The sequence below is a fragment of the Saccharothrix xinjiangensis genome, assembly GCF_039527585.1.
Taxonomy (GTDB): Bacteria; Actinomycetota; Actinomycetes; order Mycobacteriales; family Pseudonocardiaceae; genus Actinosynnema; species Actinosynnema xinjiangensis.
Map to the genome: position 1 here is coordinate 326,688 of NZ_BAAAKE010000004.1, position 18,128 is coordinate 344,815.

The 18,128-nt window shown below is 72.1% G+C and carries 14 protein-coding genes; 6 read left to right on the forward strand and 8 right to left on the reverse strand.

The annotated features are described in order from the left end of the window. Nucleotides 1–85 precede the first annotated feature (85 nt). Nucleotides 86–823 (reverse strand): DUF6597 domain-containing transcriptional factor, encoded by a 738-nt coding sequence (locus tag ABD223_RS12145; RefSeq protein ID WP_344036190.1) that lies wholly within the window; start codon nt 821–823, stop codon nt 86–88. Nucleotides 824–885: 62 nt separating this feature from the next. On the opposite strand from ABD223_RS12145, the gene ABD223_RS12150 reads away from it, so the two are divergent. Next, entirely contained in the window at nt 886–1,455 is a 570-nt protein-coding gene (locus ABD223_RS12150; protein WP_344036191.1) for a TIGR03086 family metal-binding protein, read from the forward strand. A 193-nt stretch (nt 1,456–1,648) separates the two neighbouring features. Here the strand turns inward: ABD223_RS12150 and ddaH are convergent, their stop codons facing one another. Next, entirely contained in the window at nt 1,649–2,527 is an 879-nt protein-coding gene (ddaH, locus tag ABD223_RS12155) for a dimethylargininase (protein WP_344036192.1), read from the reverse strand. A 75-nt stretch (nt 2,528–2,602) separates the two neighbouring features. On the opposite strand from ddaH, the gene ABD223_RS12160 reads away from it, so the two are divergent. The 4 genes from ABD223_RS12160 (at nt 2,603) to ABD223_RS12175 (ending at nt 6,988) form a co-directional block, all read left to right on the forward strand. Continuing rightward, nucleotides 2,603–3,043, forward strand: a complete 441-nt coding sequence (locus ABD223_RS12160; RefSeq protein ID WP_344036193.1) for an Lrp/AsnC family transcriptional regulator — start codon at nt 2,603–2,605, stop codon at nt 3,041–3,043. A 9-nt stretch (nt 3,044–3,052) separates the two neighbouring features. Then, nucleotides 3,053–3,814 carry an enoyl-CoA hydratase gene (locus ABD223_RS12165; RefSeq protein ID WP_344036194.1) on the forward strand — a complete coding sequence of 254 codons (762 nt, stop codon included), beginning with the start codon at nt 3,053–3,055 and terminating at the stop codon, nt 3,812–3,814. Between the two features lie 232 nt (nt 3,815–4,046). Further along, on the forward strand, nt 4,047–5,936 hold the full coding sequence (locus tag ABD223_RS12170) for a 2-oxoacid:acceptor oxidoreductase subunit alpha (protein ID WP_344036195.1): 1,890 nt from the start codon (nt 4,047–4,049) through the stop codon (nt 5,934–5,936). Beyond that, entirely contained in the window at nt 5,933–6,988 is a 1,056-nt protein-coding gene (locus ABD223_RS12175) for a 2-oxoacid:ferredoxin oxidoreductase subunit beta (RefSeq protein WP_344036196.1), read from the forward strand. The genes ABD223_RS12170 and ABD223_RS12175 overlap by 4 nt, the downstream gene beginning before the upstream one ends. Nucleotides 6,989–7,156: 168 nt before the next feature. Here the strand turns inward: ABD223_RS12175 and ABD223_RS12180 are convergent, their stop codons facing one another. Beyond that, nucleotides 7,157–8,359, reverse strand: a complete 1,203-nt coding sequence (locus ABD223_RS12180; RefSeq protein ID WP_344036197.1) for an MFS transporter — start codon at nt 8,357–8,359, stop codon at nt 7,157–7,159. A gap of 224 nt (nt 8,360–8,583) precedes the next feature. Continuing rightward, nucleotides 8,584–10,689 carry a sunset domain-containing protein gene (locus tag ABD223_RS12185; protein WP_344036198.1) on the reverse strand — a complete coding sequence of 702 codons (2,106 nt, stop codon included), beginning with the start codon at nt 10,687–10,689 and terminating at the stop codon, nt 8,584–8,586. A 196-nt stretch (nt 10,690–10,885) separates the two neighbouring features. Between ABD223_RS12185 and rarD the strand changes: the two genes are divergently transcribed. Further along, nucleotides 10,886–11,809 (forward strand): EamA family transporter RarD, encoded by a 924-nt coding sequence (gene rarD / locus ABD223_RS12190; protein WP_344036199.1) that lies wholly within the window; start codon nt 10,886–10,888, stop codon nt 11,807–11,809. A gap of 187 nt (nt 11,810–11,996) precedes the next feature. On the opposite strand, the gene ABD223_RS12195 is transcribed toward rarD, so the two are convergent. From ABD223_RS12195 to nuoL, 4 genes are read right to left on the reverse strand one after another with little or no spacing between them, the layout of a single operon-like run. Then, nucleotides 11,997–12,998 carry a polyprenyl synthetase family protein gene (locus ABD223_RS12195; protein ID WP_380647840.1) on the reverse strand — a complete coding sequence of 334 codons (1,002 nt, stop codon included), beginning with the start codon at nt 12,996–12,998 and terminating at the stop codon, nt 11,997–11,999. Nucleotides 12,999–13,019: 21 nt separating this feature from the next. Beyond that, nucleotides 13,020–14,624, reverse strand: coding sequence for an NADH-quinone oxidoreductase subunit NuoN (gene nuoN / locus ABD223_RS12200; protein ID WP_380647843.1), 1,605 nt, complete (start codon nt 14,622–14,624; stop codon nt 13,020–13,022). Between the two features lies 1 nt (nt 14,625). Continuing rightward, entirely contained in the window at nt 14,626–16,188 is a 1,563-nt protein-coding gene (locus tag ABD223_RS12205; protein ID WP_344036201.1) for an NADH-quinone oxidoreductase subunit M, read from the reverse strand. After that, nucleotides 16,185–18,119, reverse strand: coding sequence for an NADH-quinone oxidoreductase subunit L (gene nuoL, locus ABD223_RS12210; RefSeq protein WP_380647845.1), 1,935 nt, complete (start codon nt 18,117–18,119; stop codon nt 16,185–16,187). Before nuoL ends, ABD223_RS12205 begins: the two co-directional genes overlap by 4 nt. Nucleotides 18,120–18,128: the final 9 nt, after the last annotated feature.

Here is an 18,128-nt window from a genome sequence, read left to right on the forward strand (position 1 = left end):
CACGTGGGATCGGGTGTTCCGGCCACCCGGCGTCACCCGTTCGAGAAGCGGGCTCGACCAGGCCGGACACCGCGGACGACGAGCGCTACTCGTAACGCGCGGCGTACTTCGTCGGAGTCTCGCCGAACATCGCGGTGAAGTCGCGGACGAAGTGGGGCTGGTCGGCGTACCCCAGGTCGGCCGCCAGCGCCGCCCAGTCGATGCGCCCGCCCGCCGCCATCCGCTCGGTCACCTCGCGCAGCCGGTAGCGGCGGATCACCCACTTGGGGCTGACGCCGACGTGCTCGGCGAACAGCCGTTGCAGGTTGCGGACGGTGGTGCCCAGCTCACGGGCCAGCACGTCGACCCGCGTGACGCCCGGCTGGGTGATGATCAGCTCGACGACCTCCACCGCCTGCCGCGACCTCGCGCCCGGCTCCGGCAGGTTCGCCCGCAGCGCCTCCTCGACCGACTCGACCTCCGCCCGCTCCGGCAGGCCCGCGAACACCTCGGCGGCGGGCAGGGCGCGGTCGGTGATCGACTGGACCGGTGCGCCCAGGAACGGCCGGAACGCGCCGGGGTGGAAGGCGACGCCGAAGACCCGACCGGTCCCGTCCAGCTCGTGGAAGACGTGACCGCTGGACACCCCGTGCACCTCGGCGCCACTTTCGTGGAACGACAGCTGCACGTTCGGGTAAGGCACGATCAGCTGCCGGTAAGGGCGGTCGTAGGTCCACTCGACCACCCAGTACCGCGCCACGAACGCCGCCAGGTCGGCCGACGGCGCCAGGAACTCGTGCCGCTGGTGGCGGCGCCAGGCCAGCTCGCGCTCGTCCCGCGTCACGCCGGGAGCGTATGTCGCCTTTGTTCAAGACACGCCCCGCACCCCGTTCCTACGGTGGCGGCATGTCGCGTGAGCAGTTGATCCCCCGAGCCGTGAAGACCGCCGTCGAGGTCGTCGGCGGCATCGAGCCCGACCGGTTGGGCGCGCCGACGCCGTGCAGCGAGTACGACGTCCGCGCGCTGGTGCACCACCTGCTGTTCTGGGGGCCGTCCCTGGAAGGCGCGGCGCGCAAGGAGAGCGTCCCGCCGCCCGCCGCCGCCGAGCCGGACGTGGACCTGGTCACCGGGGCGTGGGCGGCGGACCTGACCGCGCAGCTCCGGCGCACGGCCGACGCGTGGAGCGCGCCCGGGGCGTGGACGGGCACGACGCGCATGGGCGGGCCGGCCGAGATGCCGGCCGAGCTGGTGGGCGGCATGGTGCTCGGCGAGGTCGTCGTGCACACGTGGGACCTGGCCCAGGCCACTGGTCAGGCCGCGACCTGGGACGACGACGTGCTCGACCAGGTGCACCAGGACCTCGTGCCGACCGCGCAGATGGGCCGTGACATGGGCGTCTACGGGCCCGAGGTGCCGGTCCCGGCGGACGCGCCGCTGATCCACCGCATCCTCGGCCTCACCGGTCGGCGCCCCTGACCGCAGCCGCCGATGCCCCCGGCGACGGTCCTGCCGAGGGCATCGGTCGTTCCACACCTGTTCCACGACCACCGGCGGCGGGACCTGGCAGTTCCTCATCTGCCCCGCACGTGCTGCCCGGTGGTATCCGCGCTGGTCAGCGAGGTTCCACCAGGCTGACCAGCGCGAAGCTCAAGCCTCAAGACCGGGCAGCTCAGTCCCGCAGCTCCATCGTGCAGCACTTGGGCCCGCCACCCGACTTGCGGAGTTCCGAGATGTCCACGAACACCGGCTCGAACCCGCGCTCCGCCACCTCGTCCGCCAGGCGCACGGCCTCCACCGGCAGCACCACGTGCCGCCCGTCGGAGACCGCGTTCAGCCCCAGGCACGCCGCGTCCTCCCCGGTCGCGATCACGGCGTCCGGGAAGAGGCGGCGCAGGACGCGGCGGCTGCCCGGCGAGAACGCGTCGGGGTAGTACGCGACCAGGTCGTCCGCCAGCACGAACAGGGCCACGTCGAGGTGGTAGTACCTCGGGTCGGTCAGCTGGAGGGAGACCACGGGCACGCCCAGCACCTCCTGCGCCTCCGCGTGCGCCAGGGGGTCGGTGCGGAAACCGGTGCCCGCCAGCAGGTACCTGCCGGTCCAGGTGAAGTCGCCCTCGGCCTCGTTCGTGCGCTCCGGCATCACCACGTCGCGGTAGCCGTTGGCCAGGAACCAGCGCCGGAAGTGGTCGGCCTCGGCCGCCCGCTGCGGCGCGCGGAAGCGCGAGCCCAGGACCCGGCCGTCGATCACGGTGCCGGAGTTGGCCGCGAAGACCATGTCCGGCAGGCCGGGCTGGGGGGCGATGGTCTCCACCCGGTGCCCCAGCCGCTCGTAGGTCTCCTTCAGGGCCGTCCACTGCTCGACCGCCAGCGCCGTGCTGATGGGACGCGTGGGGTCCATCCACGGGTTGATGGAGTACTCCACCGTGAAGTGCTCCGGCGAGCACATGAGGTACCGACGGGTGGTCGGCACGCGCACCGGGGCGGCCGGGGTCGCCACCTCCAGCACGATCGGCTCTTCGCCGGGGCCCAGAAGAGAAACCGAGGTCATGGATCGAAATGTAGATGGCCCTCCGACCATCGAACAACGCCGCGATATTGCGTGATCTGGTGCAGAATGTTGCGTGTGGACTCGATTGACCAGCGAATCATTTCGTGCCTGATGGCCAATGCCCGCTCCAGCTACGCCGAGGTGGGCAAGGAGGTGGGGCTGTCCGCTCCCGCGGTGAAGCGGCGGGTCGACAAACTGCTGGACACGGGCGTGCTGCGCGGCTTCGCCGCGGTCGTCGACCCGGAGCAGCTGGGCTGGGGCACCGAGGCCTTCGTGGAGGTGCACTGCCGCGGCAACGTCGCGCCGCACGACATCCAGCAGCACCTGGAGCCGATGGCCGAGGTCCGGGCCGCCTACACGGTCTCCGGTTCGGCGGACGCCATCGTGCACCTGCGCGCCGCGAACATCCACCACCTGGAGACGGCCCTGGAGCGGCTGCGCGCCGTGGAGATCATCGACCGGACCGTGTCCACCGTGGTGCTGTCCCGCCTGCTGGACCGCCCACCGGCACCCTAGAGTCGCCGCATGGCCGAGGTGCTGCTGGAACGCTCCGACCGCGTGGCGGTCATCACAGTGCACGACCCCCGGCGCCGCAACGCGCTCACGCTCGACCTGTCCGACCGGCTCGCGGACGCGGTGCGGTCGTGCGAGTCGGACCCGGACGTGCACGCCGTCGTGGTGACCGGCGCTCCCCCGGCGTTCTGCGCGGGCGCGGACCTGACCGCGTTGGGCGAGTCCCGCGAGGAGGGCCTGCGGCGCATCTACGCGGGCTTCCTGGCGGTGGCGAACTGCTCCCTGCCGACCGTGGCGGCCGTGGGCGGCGCGGCGGTGGGCGCGGGCCTCAACCTGGCGCTCGCGTGCGACGTGCGCGTCGTGGGCCCGGAGGCCCGGTTCGACGCCCGGTTCCTCCAGCTGGGCATCCACCCCGGCGGCGGGATGACGTGGATGCTCCAGCGGCTCGTCGGACCCCAGACCGCGACCGCGATGACGCTGTTCGGGCAGGTCCTGGGCGCGGACGCGGCGGTGGGCCGCGGGCTGGCCTGGCAGCGGGTCGACGGCGGGCACGACGAGCTGGTCGCCGCGGCCGCGGAGCTGGCCCGCCCGGCCGCCGGGGCGCCGCGCGACCTCGTCCGGACCATCAAAGCCTCGATGCGCGCGACCGCCGCCCTCACCGACCACGCCGAGGCCGTGGACGTCGAGCTGGCGCCGCAGGCGGCCTCGATCGGGACGCCGGAGTTCCAGGCCCGGCTCGCCGCCGCGAAGGCCCGGATCAGCGGCCGGGACTGACCCCGGACACCGCGATCCGGTCGCGGCGACCACGAGCGTTACCTACTGACGAGTAGGTACAGTTACCCCTAGGTGACCCCTAAGTGCCCGAACAAGGGCACCAGGTGGAACGGATCGTCCCGCACAGTGGTACGTCACGAACCGGGCCGCCGGGCGACACGACTACCCTCGAACCAGTGGGGGACGGGGCACTGGTTCCCGAAGCGGGTGTGAGAAAGGGATCGGCGGAGTAATGACTACCGACGTTGGCAACGGCGCCCCGGGGGACTCCCCGGGAGGAACGGTCCGCAAGCTGGACCGCGTGGTGATCCGGTTCGCCGGCGACTCCGGTGACGGCATGCAGCTCACGGGCGACCGCTTCACCTCCGAGGCCGCGGCGTTCGGCAACGACCTCGCGACCCTGCCCAACTTCCCCGCCGAGATCCGCGCGCCACAGGGCACGCTCCCCGGCGTCTCCAGCTTCCAGCTGCACTTCGCCGACTACGACATCCTCACCCCCGGCGACCGCCCCGACGTGCTCGTGGCGATGAACCCGGCGGCGCTCAAGGCCAACATCGGCGACCTGCCCAAGGGCGGCACGCTGATCGTCAACACCGACGAGTTCACCAAGCGCAACCTGGTCAAGGTCGGCTACGGCGCCGACCCCCTGGAGGACGACTCCCTGGAGGCCTACCAGGTCCACAAGGTCGCCATGGCCACGCTGACCATCGGCGCGCTGGAGAACACCGGCCTGGGCAAGAAGGACGCGGAGCGGGCGAAGAACATGTTCGCCCTGGGCCTGCTCTCCTGGATGTACCACCGGCCCACCGAGGGCACCGAGCGGTTCCTGCGCGAGAAGTTCGCCAAGAAGCCCGACATCGCCGAGGCCAACGTGCTGGCGTTCCGGGCGGGCTGGAACTACGGCGAGACCACCGAGGCCTTCGCGGTCACCTACCAGGTCGCGCCCGCCAGGCTCAACCCCGGCACCTACCGCCAGATCACCGGCAACACCGCGCTCGCCTACGGCATCGTCGCGGCCGGTCAGCGCTCCGAGCTGCCCGTGGTGCTGGGCACCTACCCGATCACGCCGGCGTCGGACATCCTCCACGAGCTGTCCAAGCACAAGAACTTCGGCATCACCACGCTCCAGGCCGAGGACGAGATCGCGGGCATCGGCGCGGCCCTGGGCGCCTCCTACGGCGGCGCGCTCGGCGTGACCTCCACCTCCGGCCCCGGCATCGCGCTGAAGTCCGAGACCATCGGCCTCGCGGTGATGACCGAGCTGCCGCTGGTCGTCATCGACGTGCAGCGCGGCGGCCCGTCCACCGGCCTGCCGACCAAGACCGAGCAGGCCGACCTGCTCCAGGCGATGTTCGGCCGCAACGGCGAGTCGCCGGTGCCGGTGGTCGCGCCCCAGTCGCCCGCGGACTGCTTCGACGCCGCCCTGGAGGCCGCGCGCATCGCGCTGGTCTACCGCACCCCCGTGCTGCTGCTCTCCGACGGCGCGATCGCCAACGGCTCCGAGCCGTGGCTGATCCCGGACGTCGACTCCCTGCCCGACCTGCGGGTGGAGTTCGCGACGGAGCCCAACGGCCCGGACGGCGCGTTCTGGCCGTACCTGCGCGACCCGGAGACGCTGGCCCGCGCCTGGGCCGTGCCCGGCACCCCGGGCCTCCAGCACCGCATCGGCGGCCTGGAGAAGGCCGAGGGCACCGGCAACATCTCGTACGACCCGGCCAACCACGACCACATGGTGCGGCTGCGCCAGCGCAAGGTCGACGGCATCGAGGTGCCCGACGTCGTGGTGGACGACCCGTCCGGTGAGGCGCGCGTCCTGGTCGTCGGCTGGGGCTCGTCCTACGGCCCGATCGGCGCCGCCGCGCGCCGCGTGCGCAAGCTCGGGCTGCCCGTGGCGCACGCCCACCTGCGGCACCTCAACCCGTTCCCGCGCAACCTGGACGAGGTGCTCAAGCGCTACGACCGGGTGATCGTGCCGGAGATGAACCTGGGCCAGCTGGCGCTGCTGCTGCGCGCCAGGTACCTGGTCGACGCCATCAGCTACACCAAGGTGCAGGGCCTGCCGTTCAAGGCGGAGGAGTTGCAGGACGTGCTCGCCGACGTGATCAAGGGAGTGGGCGAATGACCACAACGGATCTGGGCCTGCCGGGCCCGGGGGGCCTCGCTGGTGTGCCCACCTCCGACGAACCGCAGAAGGCCAAGGACTACAAGTCGGACCAGGAGGTCCGCTGGTGCCCCGGCTGCGGTGACTACGTGGTGCTCAACGCCGTGCAGTCGTTCCTGCCCTCGCTGGGCCTCAAGCGCGAGAACATCGTGTTCATCTCCGGGATCGGCTGCTCGTCGCGGTTCCCGTACTACATGAACACCTACGGCATGCACTCGATCCACGGGCGCGCGCCGGCCATCGCGACCGGCCTGGCCGTGGCTCGGCCCGACCTGTCGGTGTGGGTGGTGACCGGTGACGGCGACGCGCTGTCCATCGGCGGCAACCACCTGATCCACACGCTGCGCCGCAACGTGAACCTCAAGATCCTGCTGTTCAACAACCGGATCTACGGCCTCACCAAGGGCCAGTACTCGCCCACCTCCGAGGAGGGCAAGGTCACCAAGTCCACGCCGTTCGGGTCGCTGGACCACCCGTTCAACCCGGTGTCGCTGGCGCTGGGCGCGGAGGCCACGTTCGTCGGCCGGGCGGTCGACTCGGACCGCGCGGGCCTGACCGAGGTGCTGCGGCAGGCGGCCGAGCACCGGGGTTCGGCGCTGGTGGAGATCTACCAGAACTGCCCGATCTTCAACGACGGCGCGTTCGACGTGCTCAAGGACGCCGACGAGGCGTCCCGGCGGATCATCAACGTGGTGGACGGGCAGCCGATCACCTTCGGCGGCGGCGACTACGCGGTGGTCCGGGACGGCTTCGGCCTGGCCGTGGCCAAGACCGCCGAGGTGGCCGAGTCGGACGTCGTGGTGCACGACGCGTCGGACCTGAACCTGGCGTTCGCCCTGTCCCGGCTGTCGACGCAGGACCTCCAGCACACCGTGACGGGCGTGTTCCGGAACGTGGGGCGCACCACGTACGACGACGCGGCGCGCGCGCAGGTCGCCGAGGCCGAGGCGGCGAAGCCCGCGGACCTCGCGGCGCTGCTGCACGGCAAGGACACCTGGACCGTGGTCGGGTAGACCCGGGCTCCGGACGAACGGAGGGCCCCTGTTCCGCCTCCCGGAACAGGGGCCCTCTCGCGTTCCCTCCCCAGGGAAGCACGGCGGGCAACCCCATCGGGGCACCCCTGTTTCCCATACTGCCGGCTGACACCGGTCGTCGCCCGGGAGTTTCAGGAACGCGACAGGTCACGCGGGTTCGGCCGGGAGCCGCCGGACCGACCGCACCGCCAGCGCGAGCGGCACGCTGACCACGGCGGCCACCGCACCCGCCACGAGCACCGCGCCCGCGCCCACGCGCTCGGCGACCGGCCCGGCCAGGGCCATGCCCAGGGGCGCGGCGGCCAGCCCGACGACGGTGGAGAACCCCGTCGCCCTGGCCACCAGGTCGACGGGCACGTGGGTCTGCCGAGCGGTGTCGACGAGCACGGTGTGCAGCGCGGCCTGGACGCCCGCCGGCACCGCCGCCACGGCCAGGACCGGCACGGGGGCGCCCAGCGCGAGCAGGACGAGCAGCGGCGCCAGGGCGACGGGGACGGTGACGGCGAGCCGCAGCGGTCGCCGGGGCCGCAGGCGCAGGGCGGCGGCGCTGCCGAGGAGCGCCCCGACCGCGTAGCCGTTGCCGATGAGCGCCCAGGCCAGCGGGCCGCCGAGGCGCCGGTCGGCGATGATCGGGCCGAGGACGAGGAACGGCGAGATGCACGCGCCGTTGAGGATCGCGACCTGGACGGTGGTCGCCTGGAGCCAGGGCCGGGCGCGGAAGTCGCGCCACCCGTGCCGCACGGCGTCGAGCACCGCCGGACCCGGGGGCACCGGCCGGTCCGGGACCACCAGCGCGGCGAGCGCGCAGGCGCTGAGCAGGAACGTGACCGCGTCCAGGGCGAACACCACCCCGGAACCGACCGCGGCCACGAGTGCCGCGGACACCACGGGCGCGACCAGCACCGCGCCGTTCTGGGTGGCGTTGAGCAGGGCGTTGGCCTGGCGGCGGTGGGACCCCGGCACGACGTCGGCGAGCATGCCCGCGGCGGCGGGGGCGAAGAAGGCGGTGGCACCGCCCGCGACCGCCTGGAGCACGGCGAGGTGCCACAGGGCGCCGGCGCCGGTGAGCAGCAGGGCGGCGGTCAGGGCCTGGGTGCCGCACCGGACGAGGTCGGCGGTGACCATGACCGCCCGGCGGGACAACAGGTCGCCCACGACGCCGCCGACGAGCGTGAACACGACCACCGGCAGGCGGCCGGCCAGCAGGACGAGGCCGACTTCGGTGGGTGAGGCGCCGAGGCGGAGAGCGCCGAACAGCAGGGCGATCGAGACCAGGCCGTCGCCGAGGTGGGAAGACGTGCGGGCGGTGAAGTACCAGCGGAACGCCGGGTCGCGGAGGAGGACGAGCACGAGCCGACCTTGCCGGCGGGCACCGACAAGGAGCCGGGGTCGCTGCCCGCCGGGCGGGCGGCGCGGGTGGCGGCTGGACGGCGGCGGCAGGCAAGCGCCCAGCCGCAGGGGCCAGCCGGCAGAGGCCAATCACAGCGCCCGGCCACAGCGGCGGGCGGTCAGCCGGCAGTGCGCGGGCGAGCCGGCAGTGTGCTCTGGCGGGCCGGGTCGGGTCTCCCCTACGGCTACGGCGCCTGGTGGAAGCCCGCCTTCTCCGCATCCGAGGTGGTGCGGAACCACACGTCGGCACGGGTTTCGCGGAAGTTCGCGGACTCGCTGGTGAAGTAGCGGCGACCGGTGAGGGTGGCCTTCACCTGGAACTCGGGCGCGGGCGCCAGGCCGTCCGACTTCGGGAGCACCGAGCCCGGCCCGAACGGGGAGCGCGGGTTGAAGCCCTCCTCCTGCCCCCGGTACCGGGTGCTGCCGCTCGCGGGTCGACCGCCCGTGCTCGGGCTGAAGCCCACCGGGCGCGGGCGGACCGGGCGGGCGGCGGCCGGGGTGGTCGACTTCGGCGCGGACGTGGGCGCGGGCGGTGGTGGCGGCGAGGTGCGCCGGTCGCCCGAACGGCGGGCGGAGCGCTGCGGCAGGCCGGCACCCGTGGTGCCGCCGGCGGCCGGGACGGACGTCTCGGCTCCCTGGTCGTCGCCGTTGGCCGCCAGCAGCTCGGGTGCCAGCTTGGGCACGAACGGCTGGTCGTCGCTCACCGGCGGCGTGGGACGGGACGCTTCCGGCTCCGGTTCGGGCTCCGACTCGCCCTCCAGCGTCACCAGCGGCTCGAACAGGCTGCGCGGACGGGCCGGCTCCTCCTTCGACGCCGGGGTCGGCTTGGCGGCAGGAGGAGCGGGGGTCGGCTTCGGGGCGGGTTCCGGGGTCGTCTGCTCCACGAAAGTGGGCACGAACGGCTCGGGCTCGGTGGGGGTGGGCTCCACGAACGCCGGCTCGAACGGCTCCGGCTCACCAGGACGGAACTCGGTCGGGCGGATCTCGGTCGGGTAGTCGTCGCCAGGGCGGTCGTCGACCTCCCGGTCTTCCCCGTCACGGACATCGCCCGACCGGATGTCACCCGACCAGGTGCCGGTGTGCCTAGGTTCGGTGTGCCTAGGTTCGGTGTGCCTGGGCTCTGCGTGCCGCGGCTCGGCATGCCTCGGCTCCGCGTGCCGGGGCTCACCGGGCGCAGCTCCGTGGCGCGGCGCGGTAGGCGGCACCTCCGGCTCGGCCGCCGGCTCGGGCGCACGGTGCTCGCGCGGCTCGAAGTCCGGCACAACGTCAGGCACGACGGGCATGGGCTGCGCAGCGGACACCGGCCTGAGGATCTCGGTCGCCGGCCCGCGCCGCTCCGCCTCGACGTCCACGGGCGCGAAGTGCCCGGTCAGGTCGTGCTCGGGCCAGGCCTGGGGCTCCTCACGATCAGCATCCCGACCCGCATCCCGGCCCCTCTCCCGATCCACCTCGGCGATGGCCTCGGCCAGCGCGGTCGCCGGGATGAGGGCCGTCTCCTCGGAACCTCGGCGCTCGGGCTCGTCCTCCTCCTCGCGCCCTCCCGACAGCAGCTCGTCCTGGTCGTAGACCTCCCGGATGGCCGTCTCCTCGCGCCACACCTCGCGCGGCTGGAAGGCCTGCACCTCGGGCGGCGCGATCGGCTCGTCCCGGCGCGGCTCGACCTCGGCCACCGGCACGGCGGGCAGCAGGTGCGTCTCCTCGGCCGGCAGCTCCGGCACCTCACGACCACCGTGCAGGTCCCGAGGCACGTCCCGACCAGTCGCACCCCGACCGGTCGCATCACGGGACCCGGCCCGGGACCCGACCCGAGCGGCCTCCGCGCCCATCGGCTCCCGCACGTCACCGCCCTGCGGGGACATCCGGTCGAACAGGCTGCGCGGCGGGTCCTCCTCCAGCTGCGGGAAGTCGTGCCCCTCCTCGAAGTCCGACAGCGGCCGGTGCTCGTCGTCCAGCTCCTCCAGCAGCTCCTCGCGCTTCAGGTCGGCCGCGTCGTAGCGCGGCGACTCCGGCACGTCGTCGACCAGCGAGCGGGACGCCTCGACGTGCCAGTCGTCGGACGACCGGTCACGCGCCGGGGCCGGGGTGACGGCGGTGGCGGTGGCGGTGGCGGTGGCGGTGGTGACCATGCCGCTGCCGGTGGTGGAGGTCGGGCGCGGCCCGATCAGCAGCCGGTCCTCCATCTCCTCCAGTTGCCGCTTCGCCGGGCGGACCATGATCAGCCAGGTCAGCGCGACGCCTGCCGCGAACGCCAGCAGGCTCCACAGCCACACCTGCCCGAAGAGCGAACTCACGGGAGACCCTCCCACCGCTGCTTGTCACACCCCGACACGCTCCGCTTCCGGGTATTCACCCGGTCGTGGAAGCGGTGTCAAACTACCCTGACCCCCTCGTTCGGCGCGTGGGGCCGCCCGGACGCGGGACCGCTCTCCGATGGTAGGCCATTCGGAGTAGTCAACCAGCCGGAACGACCGGCGTACAGTGGCCCTCGTGCCGCCGTTGACCACGTCTTCCGCTGCTCCGAACGGCACGGGTTCCGCGAACCGGGGCATCGCCTTCGGCGCCGCCGCCTACTTCCTCTGGGGCATCGTGCCCGCGTACTGGCCGCTGCTCCAGCCGGCCGGCTCGGCGGAGATCCTGGCTCACCGGATCGCGTGGTCCCTGGTGGTGATGGCGCTGCTCACCGCGGTCCTCGGCCGCTGGGCGGGCATCCGCGGCCTGTCGAAGCGCGGCTGGCTCATGGTGACCGCCGCGTCGGTGCTGATCGCGGTCAACTGGGGCGTCTACATCCACGCGGTCAACACCGGGCACGTGGTCGAGGCCGCCCTCGGCTACTTCATCAACCCCCTGGTGAGCGTCCTGCTCGGGGTGGTGGTGCTGCGGGAGCGCCTGCGCGTCGCCCAGTGCGCCGCCCTGGTCGTCGCGGTCGCCGCCGTCGTGGTGCTGGCCGTCGACTACGGCAGGCTGCCGTGGATCTCGCTGGTGCTGGCCTGCTCGTTCGGCTTCTACGGCCTGCTGAAGAAGACCGTGCCGCTGGACGCGACGGCCAGCCTGACCGCGGAGAGCCTGGTGCTGGCCCCGGTCGCGATCGGATACCTGCTCTGGCTCGGCCCGGCCGGCACCTTCCAGGGCCACGGCTGGGGGCACGCGCTGTGGCTGGCGTCCGCGGGCCTGGTCACCGCGGTCCCGCTGCTGCTGTTCGGCGCCGGGGCGCGGCTGGTGCCGCTGGCCACCATGGGGATGCTCCAGTACCTCGCCCCGATCCTCCAGTTCGCCTGGGGCGTGTTCGTGGTGCACGAGCCGATGCCCGGGTCCCGCTGGTTCGGCTTCGCCCTGGTGTGGGCAGCGCTGGCGATCTTCACCTTCGACGCCCTGCGCACCCGCCGCAAACTCCCGGTGACCAACCTGACCTAGACCCGACCACCCGGCGCCACCCCGGTCATGAACCCAACCACCACGCGAGGCCGCGTCGGCCTGTCGGCGCGCCTTCCGGCGAAATCACGCCCTTCGATTTCGCCGGAAGACGGGCCGATGGGCCGACTTCAGGCGGCCGAGCCGCCGCTGCGGAGCAGCGGCAATTCAACGCAGAGCAGCGGCCAAACTATCTAGTACGAGTCACCACGTAGTCGCTGACCGACTCCAGCGCGTCCCGCGCGGCCCCCGTCGGCAGCACCTCCAGGTTGGCGCGCGCCCGCTCCGCGTAGTCGTCCAGGGTCTTGCGCGCCCGCGCCAACCCCGAGGACGCCCGCAGCAGCTCCAGCGCCTCGAAGACCTCGGCGTCGTCGGTGATCGGGGCCGCCAGCAGCCGCGCCAGCCGCGAGTCCGGCTCGTCCTCCAGCGCGTACAGCATGGGCAGGGTCTTCACGCCCTCGCGCAGGTCCGTGCCGGGCGTCTTGCCGGACTCCTCGGTCGGCGAGGCGATGTCGATGACGTCGTCGGAGATCTGGAACGCCGCCCCGATCACCTCGCCGTACGCGCGCAGCGCCTCCACCTGCTCCGGCGTCGCCTCGGAGAACATCGCGCCGAACCGGGCGGCGGTCGCGATCAGCGAACCGGTCTTCTCCGCGATCGTGGTCAGGTAGTGCGCGACCGGGTCCTCGCCGGCGCGCGGGCCGACGGTCTCGCGCATCTGGCCGGTGACCAGCTCGGAGAACGTCTCCGCGATGATCCGCGCGGCGCCGGTGCCCAGGTCCGCCACCAGCGCGGAGGCGTGCGCGAACAGGTAGTCGCCGGTGAGGATGGCGATGCTGTTGTCCCACTTCGCGTTGGCCGACGCCGCGCCGCGGCGCATGGTGGCCTCGTCCATCACGTCGTCGTGGTACAGCGTGGCGAGGTGCGTCAGCTCGACGACGGCCGCCGCCTTGATCACGTTCTCGCGGTCCCAGGTCTCGCCGAACTGGGCGGACAGGATGGTGAACAGCGGGCGGATGCGCTTGCCGCCCGCCTCGACCAGGTGCAGCGACGTCTCCATCACCGGGTGGAACTCGCTCTGCACGACCTTGTGCAGCAGCTCCTCCACCTCGTTGAGGCCGCCCTGCACCACCTCCGCGAGCACGGGGTCCGCAAACCGGAACCCCGTCCCCGCCCGCTCGCTACTGGTCACGCCTACAGAGCCTACGTACCACTAGAAGATGAACGCGCCGGTACCCGCCCATTCGAGCACCTTGGGCGGCCAAACACCGAGCACGAGCGTGAACAGCACGCCCATCGTGATCGCCATGGTGGTGAACGCGCCGGGCACGCTCACCGCCGGGCCGTCCGCCGCGGGCTCGCTGAAGTACATCAGCACGATGACCCGCAGGTAGAAGAACGCCGCCACGGCGCTGGCCACCAGCGCGACCACCACCAGCGGCGTCATGTCGGCCTCGACGGCCGCCGCGAACACCGCGAACTTGCCGATGAAACCGCTGGTCAGCGGCAGGCCGGCGAGCGCGAGCAGCAGGAACGTGAACACACCGGCCACCACCGGCGACCGCTTGGCCAGGCCCGCCCACTGCGACAGGTGGGTGGCCTCGCCGTCGGCGTTGCGCACCAGGCTGACGACGCCGAACGCGGCGATCGTGGTGAAGCCGTAGGCCATGAGGTAGAACATCGTGCCCGACAGGCCCTGCTCGTTCAGCGAGATCGCGCCGACCAGCAGGAAGCCCGCGTGCGCCACCGACGAGTAGGCGATCATGCGCTTCACGTCGGTCTGGGTGAGGCCGAGCACCGCGCCGATCACCATGGACACGATGGCCACGCCCCACAGCACGCCCTGCCACTCCCAGCTGGAGCGCTCGAACGCGCCGTAGAGCACGCGCAGGATGCCGCCGAACGCGGCGACCTTCGTGCACGCCGCCATGAACGCCGTCACCGGCGTCGGCGCGCCCTGGTAGACGTCCGGGGTCCAGGCGTGGAACGGGCCGACGGAGGCCTTGAACAGCAGGCCGACCACCAGCAGGCCGAAGCCCGCGTACAGCAGCGTGTCGGACCGGTCGGTGCCCGAGGTGGCGGTGGCGATGTCGGCCAGCTTCACCGAGCCCGCGTAGCCGTAGAGCAGGGCCACGCCGTAGAGGAAGAACGCCGACGCGAACGCGCCCAGCAGGAAGTACTTCACCGCGGCCTCCTGCGACAGCAGGCGACGGCGGCGCGCCAGGCCGCACATCAGGTACAGCGGCAGCGACAGCACTTCGAGCGCGATGAACATGGTGAGCAGGTCGTTCGCCGCGACGAAGACCATCATGCCGCCGAGCGCGAACAGCGTGAGCGGGAACACCTCGGTCTGCATGCCGAACCGGGTGGCCTGCTCGCGCGTCATCAGGGCCTGGGCGCCGCCCCCGGCCTGGTCCCGGTAGGTGCCGCCGCTGGGCGTGGCCTCCGGCATGAACGCGCCGCCGGGCTCGACGGACCTGTCGGCGATCAGCAGCACCGAGCCCAGGCCGAGCAGCAGCAGCGTGGCCCACAGGAAGATCGTCGGCTGGTCCACCGAGATCGCGCCCGCCAGGGTCGTCTTGCCCTGGTCGGGAGTGCCCTCGTCGGACGCGTAGGCGACGAGCAGCGCGCCCGCGGCGGCCAGGGTGGCCAGCACGAGCACGACCTGCGCGGCCCAGCGCTGCGCCTTCGGCAGGAACGCCTCGACGAGCACGCCGGCGCAGGCCGCGCCCAGCACGATCAGCAGCGGCGCGACGGCGAAGTAGTCGATCTCCGGTGCTTGCAGCCGCTCCACGTTCTGCGAGAGGAACGTCGTCACGTCACTTGCCTTCCTGCGCGACCGGGTCGGCCACACCGACCTCGCTGAGCGTCGCCCCGACCGACGGGGTGATCACGTCCAACACCGGCTTCGGGTAGAAGCCCAGCACCAAGATCAGCGCCACGAGCGGTGCGAGCACGGCCAGCTCGCGCTTGTTCAGGTCCGGCACCGGGGCGCGCTCGGGGTCGACCGCCGCGCCGGGGCCGCCGGCCAGGTCGACCAGCGCGGTGCCGCGCACCGGGCCCTGGAAGACCCGCTGGTAGAGCCACAGCACGTACAGCGCGGCGAGCACCATGCCGAGCGCGGCGATGACGGTGAACACCGGTTCGTTCGGGTAGGAGCCGATGAGCACCAGGAACTCGCTCACGAACGAGTTGGTGCCCGGCAGCGCCAGCGACGACAGGCCGGCCACGAAGAACAGCCCGCCCAGCACCGGGGTCAGCTTCGCCATGCCGCCGTAGTCCTCGATCAGGCGCGAGCCGCCGCGGGCCATCACCATGCCGACGACCAGGAACAACATGCCGGTCGAGATGCCGTGGTTGACCATGTAGAGCACCGCGCCCGCGCCGGCCTGCGAGCTGAACGCGAAGATGCCCAGCGCGATGAAGCCGAAGTGCGCGATCGAGGTGTAGGCGACGAACCGCTTCATGTCCGACTGGCCGACCGCCAGCAGCGAGCCGTAGACGATGCCCACCACGGCCAGCACCAGCACCAGCGGCGCGAGCTCCTGGCTGGCCGCCGGGAACAGCGGCAGGCAGTAGCGCAGGAAGCCGAACGTGCCGATCTTGTCCAGGATGCCGACCAGCAGCACGCCCGCGCCCACCGGCGCCTCGGCGCCCGCGTCGGGCAGCCACGTGTGCAGCGGCACCAGCGGCGCCTTGATCGCGAAGGCGATGAAGAAGCCGAGGAACAGCCAGATCTGCGTGGACAGCGGCGCGTCCCGCGTCACGGTGACCAGGGTCGCCCAGTCGAAGGTGCCCTGGCCGATCTCCTCCCGGCTAACCACGTACAGGCCGATCACCGAGGCCAGCATGATGAGGCCGCCGAGCAGCGAGTACAGGAAGAACTTCATGGCCGCGTACTGCCGGTTCGGCCCGCCGAAGCGGCCGATCAGGAAGTACATCGGGACCAGCACGGCCTCGAAGAACACGTAGAACAGGAACACGTCGGTGGCGGCGAACACGCCGACCATGCCGGTCTGCATGGCGAGCAGCAGGGCGAAGAACCCGCCCGCGCTGCGGCCCTCCGGCAGCTTCTCCGCCCACGAGCCGCCGATGACGACCGGCACCAGGAACGCGACCAGCGCGATCATCACCAGCGCGATGCCGTCCACGCCGAACGACAGGTGCACGCCGAAGGTCGGGATCCACTCCGCCGAGCTGGTCAGCTGGAGGCGGTCGCCGCCCGGGTCGTAGGCGGTCCACGCGAGCACCGCGAGGGCCAGCTCCACCAGCGAGAACGCCAGCGCGACCAGTTTGGCGAGGCGGTCGTTGCCCCGCAGGAACGCCACCACCAGGCTGCCCACCAGGGGCAGCAGGAGCAGCGCGATCAGCACCCAGCTCACGAGAACCTCACCATCAGCAGCGCGCCCAGGACGAAGACCGCACCCAGGAGCATGGAGAGCGCGTACGAGCGGACGAACCCGGTCTGGAGCCTGCGCAGCCGGCCCGAGCTACCGCCCAGCAGCGCCGCCGACCCGTTGACCAGGCCGTCGACGCCCTTGTTGTCCACGAACACCAGCGCGCGGGTGAGCCAGGTGCCCGGCCGCGCGAACAGCGCCTCGTTGAGCGCGTTGCCGTACAGGTCGTTGCGGGCGGCGCGGACCGGGAACGACACCCGCGCCGGGCGCTCGACCGGCTGGTCGCCGCGCAGGAACAGCAGGAAGCCGAGGCCCGCGCCGAGCGCCGACAGGGCCAGCACCAGGATGTTGACCGTGCCGTGGCCCAGCACGCCGTGGCCCTCCTGGAGCTCGCCCAGCGACGGGGTGAGCCAGCCGGCCAGGTTGTGGTTCGACTCGAAGAACCAGCCCGCGCCGACCGAGCCGAAGGCCAGCACGATCATGGGGATCGTCATGGTCAGCGGCGACTCGTGCGGGTGGTACTCGCGGCCGTCCTCCGAGCGCAGCCCGGTGTACCGCGGCTTGCCCAGGAACACCAGGGCGAACAGGCGGGTCATGTAGAACGCGGTGAGGCCCGCGCCCAGCGCCGCGACGCCGCCGAACACCCAGCCGCGCCACCCCTCCATGCTGAACGCCGCCGCGATGATGGCGTCCTTGGAGAAGTAGCCGGACAGGAACGGGAAGCCGATCAGGGCCAGGTAGCCGAGCGTCCAGGTGACGAAGGTGATCGGCATCTTCTTGGCCAGGCCGCCCATCCGCCGGATGTTGCCCTCGTCGTTCATGCCGTGCATGACCGAACCGGCGCCGAGGAACAGGCCCGCCTTGAAGAAGCCGTGCGTGAGCAGGTGCATGATGCCCAGCGCGTAGCCGATCGGGCCGAGGCCGACGGCCAGGATCATGTAGCCGATCTGGCTGACCGTGGAGTAGGCCAGGACCTTCTTGAAGTCGTCGTAGGCGCAGCCGATGACGCACCCGATCAGCAGCGTCACGCCGCCGATGATCATGACGACGAGGCGGCCGTCCTCGCTCAGGTTGTAGATCGGGTTCGCGCGGGCGATGAGGTAGACGCCCGCGGTGACCATGGTGGCCGCGTGGATCAGGGCGGACACCGGGGTCGGGCCGGCCATCGCGTCGGGCAACCACGCCTGGAGCGGGAACTGGCCGGACTTGCCGCACGCGCCGAGCAGCAGCAGGAGCGTGACGGCCAGGACCTCGGCCGACGACAGCTCGCCGACCCGGGCGAACACCTCGGTGTACTGGGTGGTGCCCAGCTCCTTGAACAGGATGAAGATGGCGATCGCCAGGCCCAGGTCGCCGACCCGGTTCATCAGGAACGCCTTCTTCGCGGCCGACGCCGCTTCCGGCTTGTGCTGGTACCAGCCGATGAGCAGGTAGGAGGCGAGGCCGACGCCCTCCCAGCCGAAGTACAGGGTCACGAAGCCGTTGCCCAGCACCAGCAGGAGCATCGCCGCGACGAACAGGTTCAGGTAGGCGAAGAACTTCCGCCGCCCGGCCTCGTGCGACATGTAGCCGATCGAGTAGACGTGGATCAGCGACCCGACACCGGTGATCAGCAGCACGAAGGTCAGCGACAGCGGGTCGAGGCGCAGCCCGAACTCGACGTCCAGCGCGTTCACCGGCACCCAGTCGAACAGGTGCAGCTCGGTGGTGCGGCCGTCGGGGCCCTGGCCGAGCACGTCGAAGAACAGCGCGAGGCCGTACCCGAAGGCGGCGATCACGGTGGCGCAGCCCAGCAGGTGGCCCCACTTGTCGGTGCGCCTGCCACCGACCAGCAGCACGAACGCGCCGAACGCGGGCAGGGCGAGCAACAACCAGGCGAGACTGCCGATCCCGCTGGCGGCAACAGGTTCCGTCACCGTGGACCT

What these genes read in the sequence shown, in the direction of transcription:
- ABD223_RS12150 (WP_344036191.1), top strand. Translation starts at nt 886, where the DNA reads ATGTCGCGTGAGCAGTTGATCCCCCGAGCCGTGAAGACCGCCGTCGAG.
- ddaH (WP_344036192.1), bottom strand. Translation starts at nt 2,527, where the DNA reads ATGACCTCGGTTTCTCTTCTGGGCCCCGGCGAAGAGCCGATCGTGCTG.
- ABD223_RS12165 (WP_344036194.1), top strand. Translation starts at nt 3,053, where the DNA reads ATGGCCGAGGTGCTGCTGGAACGCTCCGACCGCGTGGCGGTCATCACA.
- ABD223_RS12170 (WP_344036195.1), top strand. Translation starts at nt 4,047, where the DNA reads ATGACTACCGACGTTGGCAACGGCGCCCCGGGGGACTCCCCGGGAGGA.
- ABD223_RS12175 (WP_344036196.1), top strand. Translation starts at nt 5,933, where the DNA reads ATGACCACAACGGATCTGGGCCTGCCGGGCCCGGGGGGCCTCGCTGGT.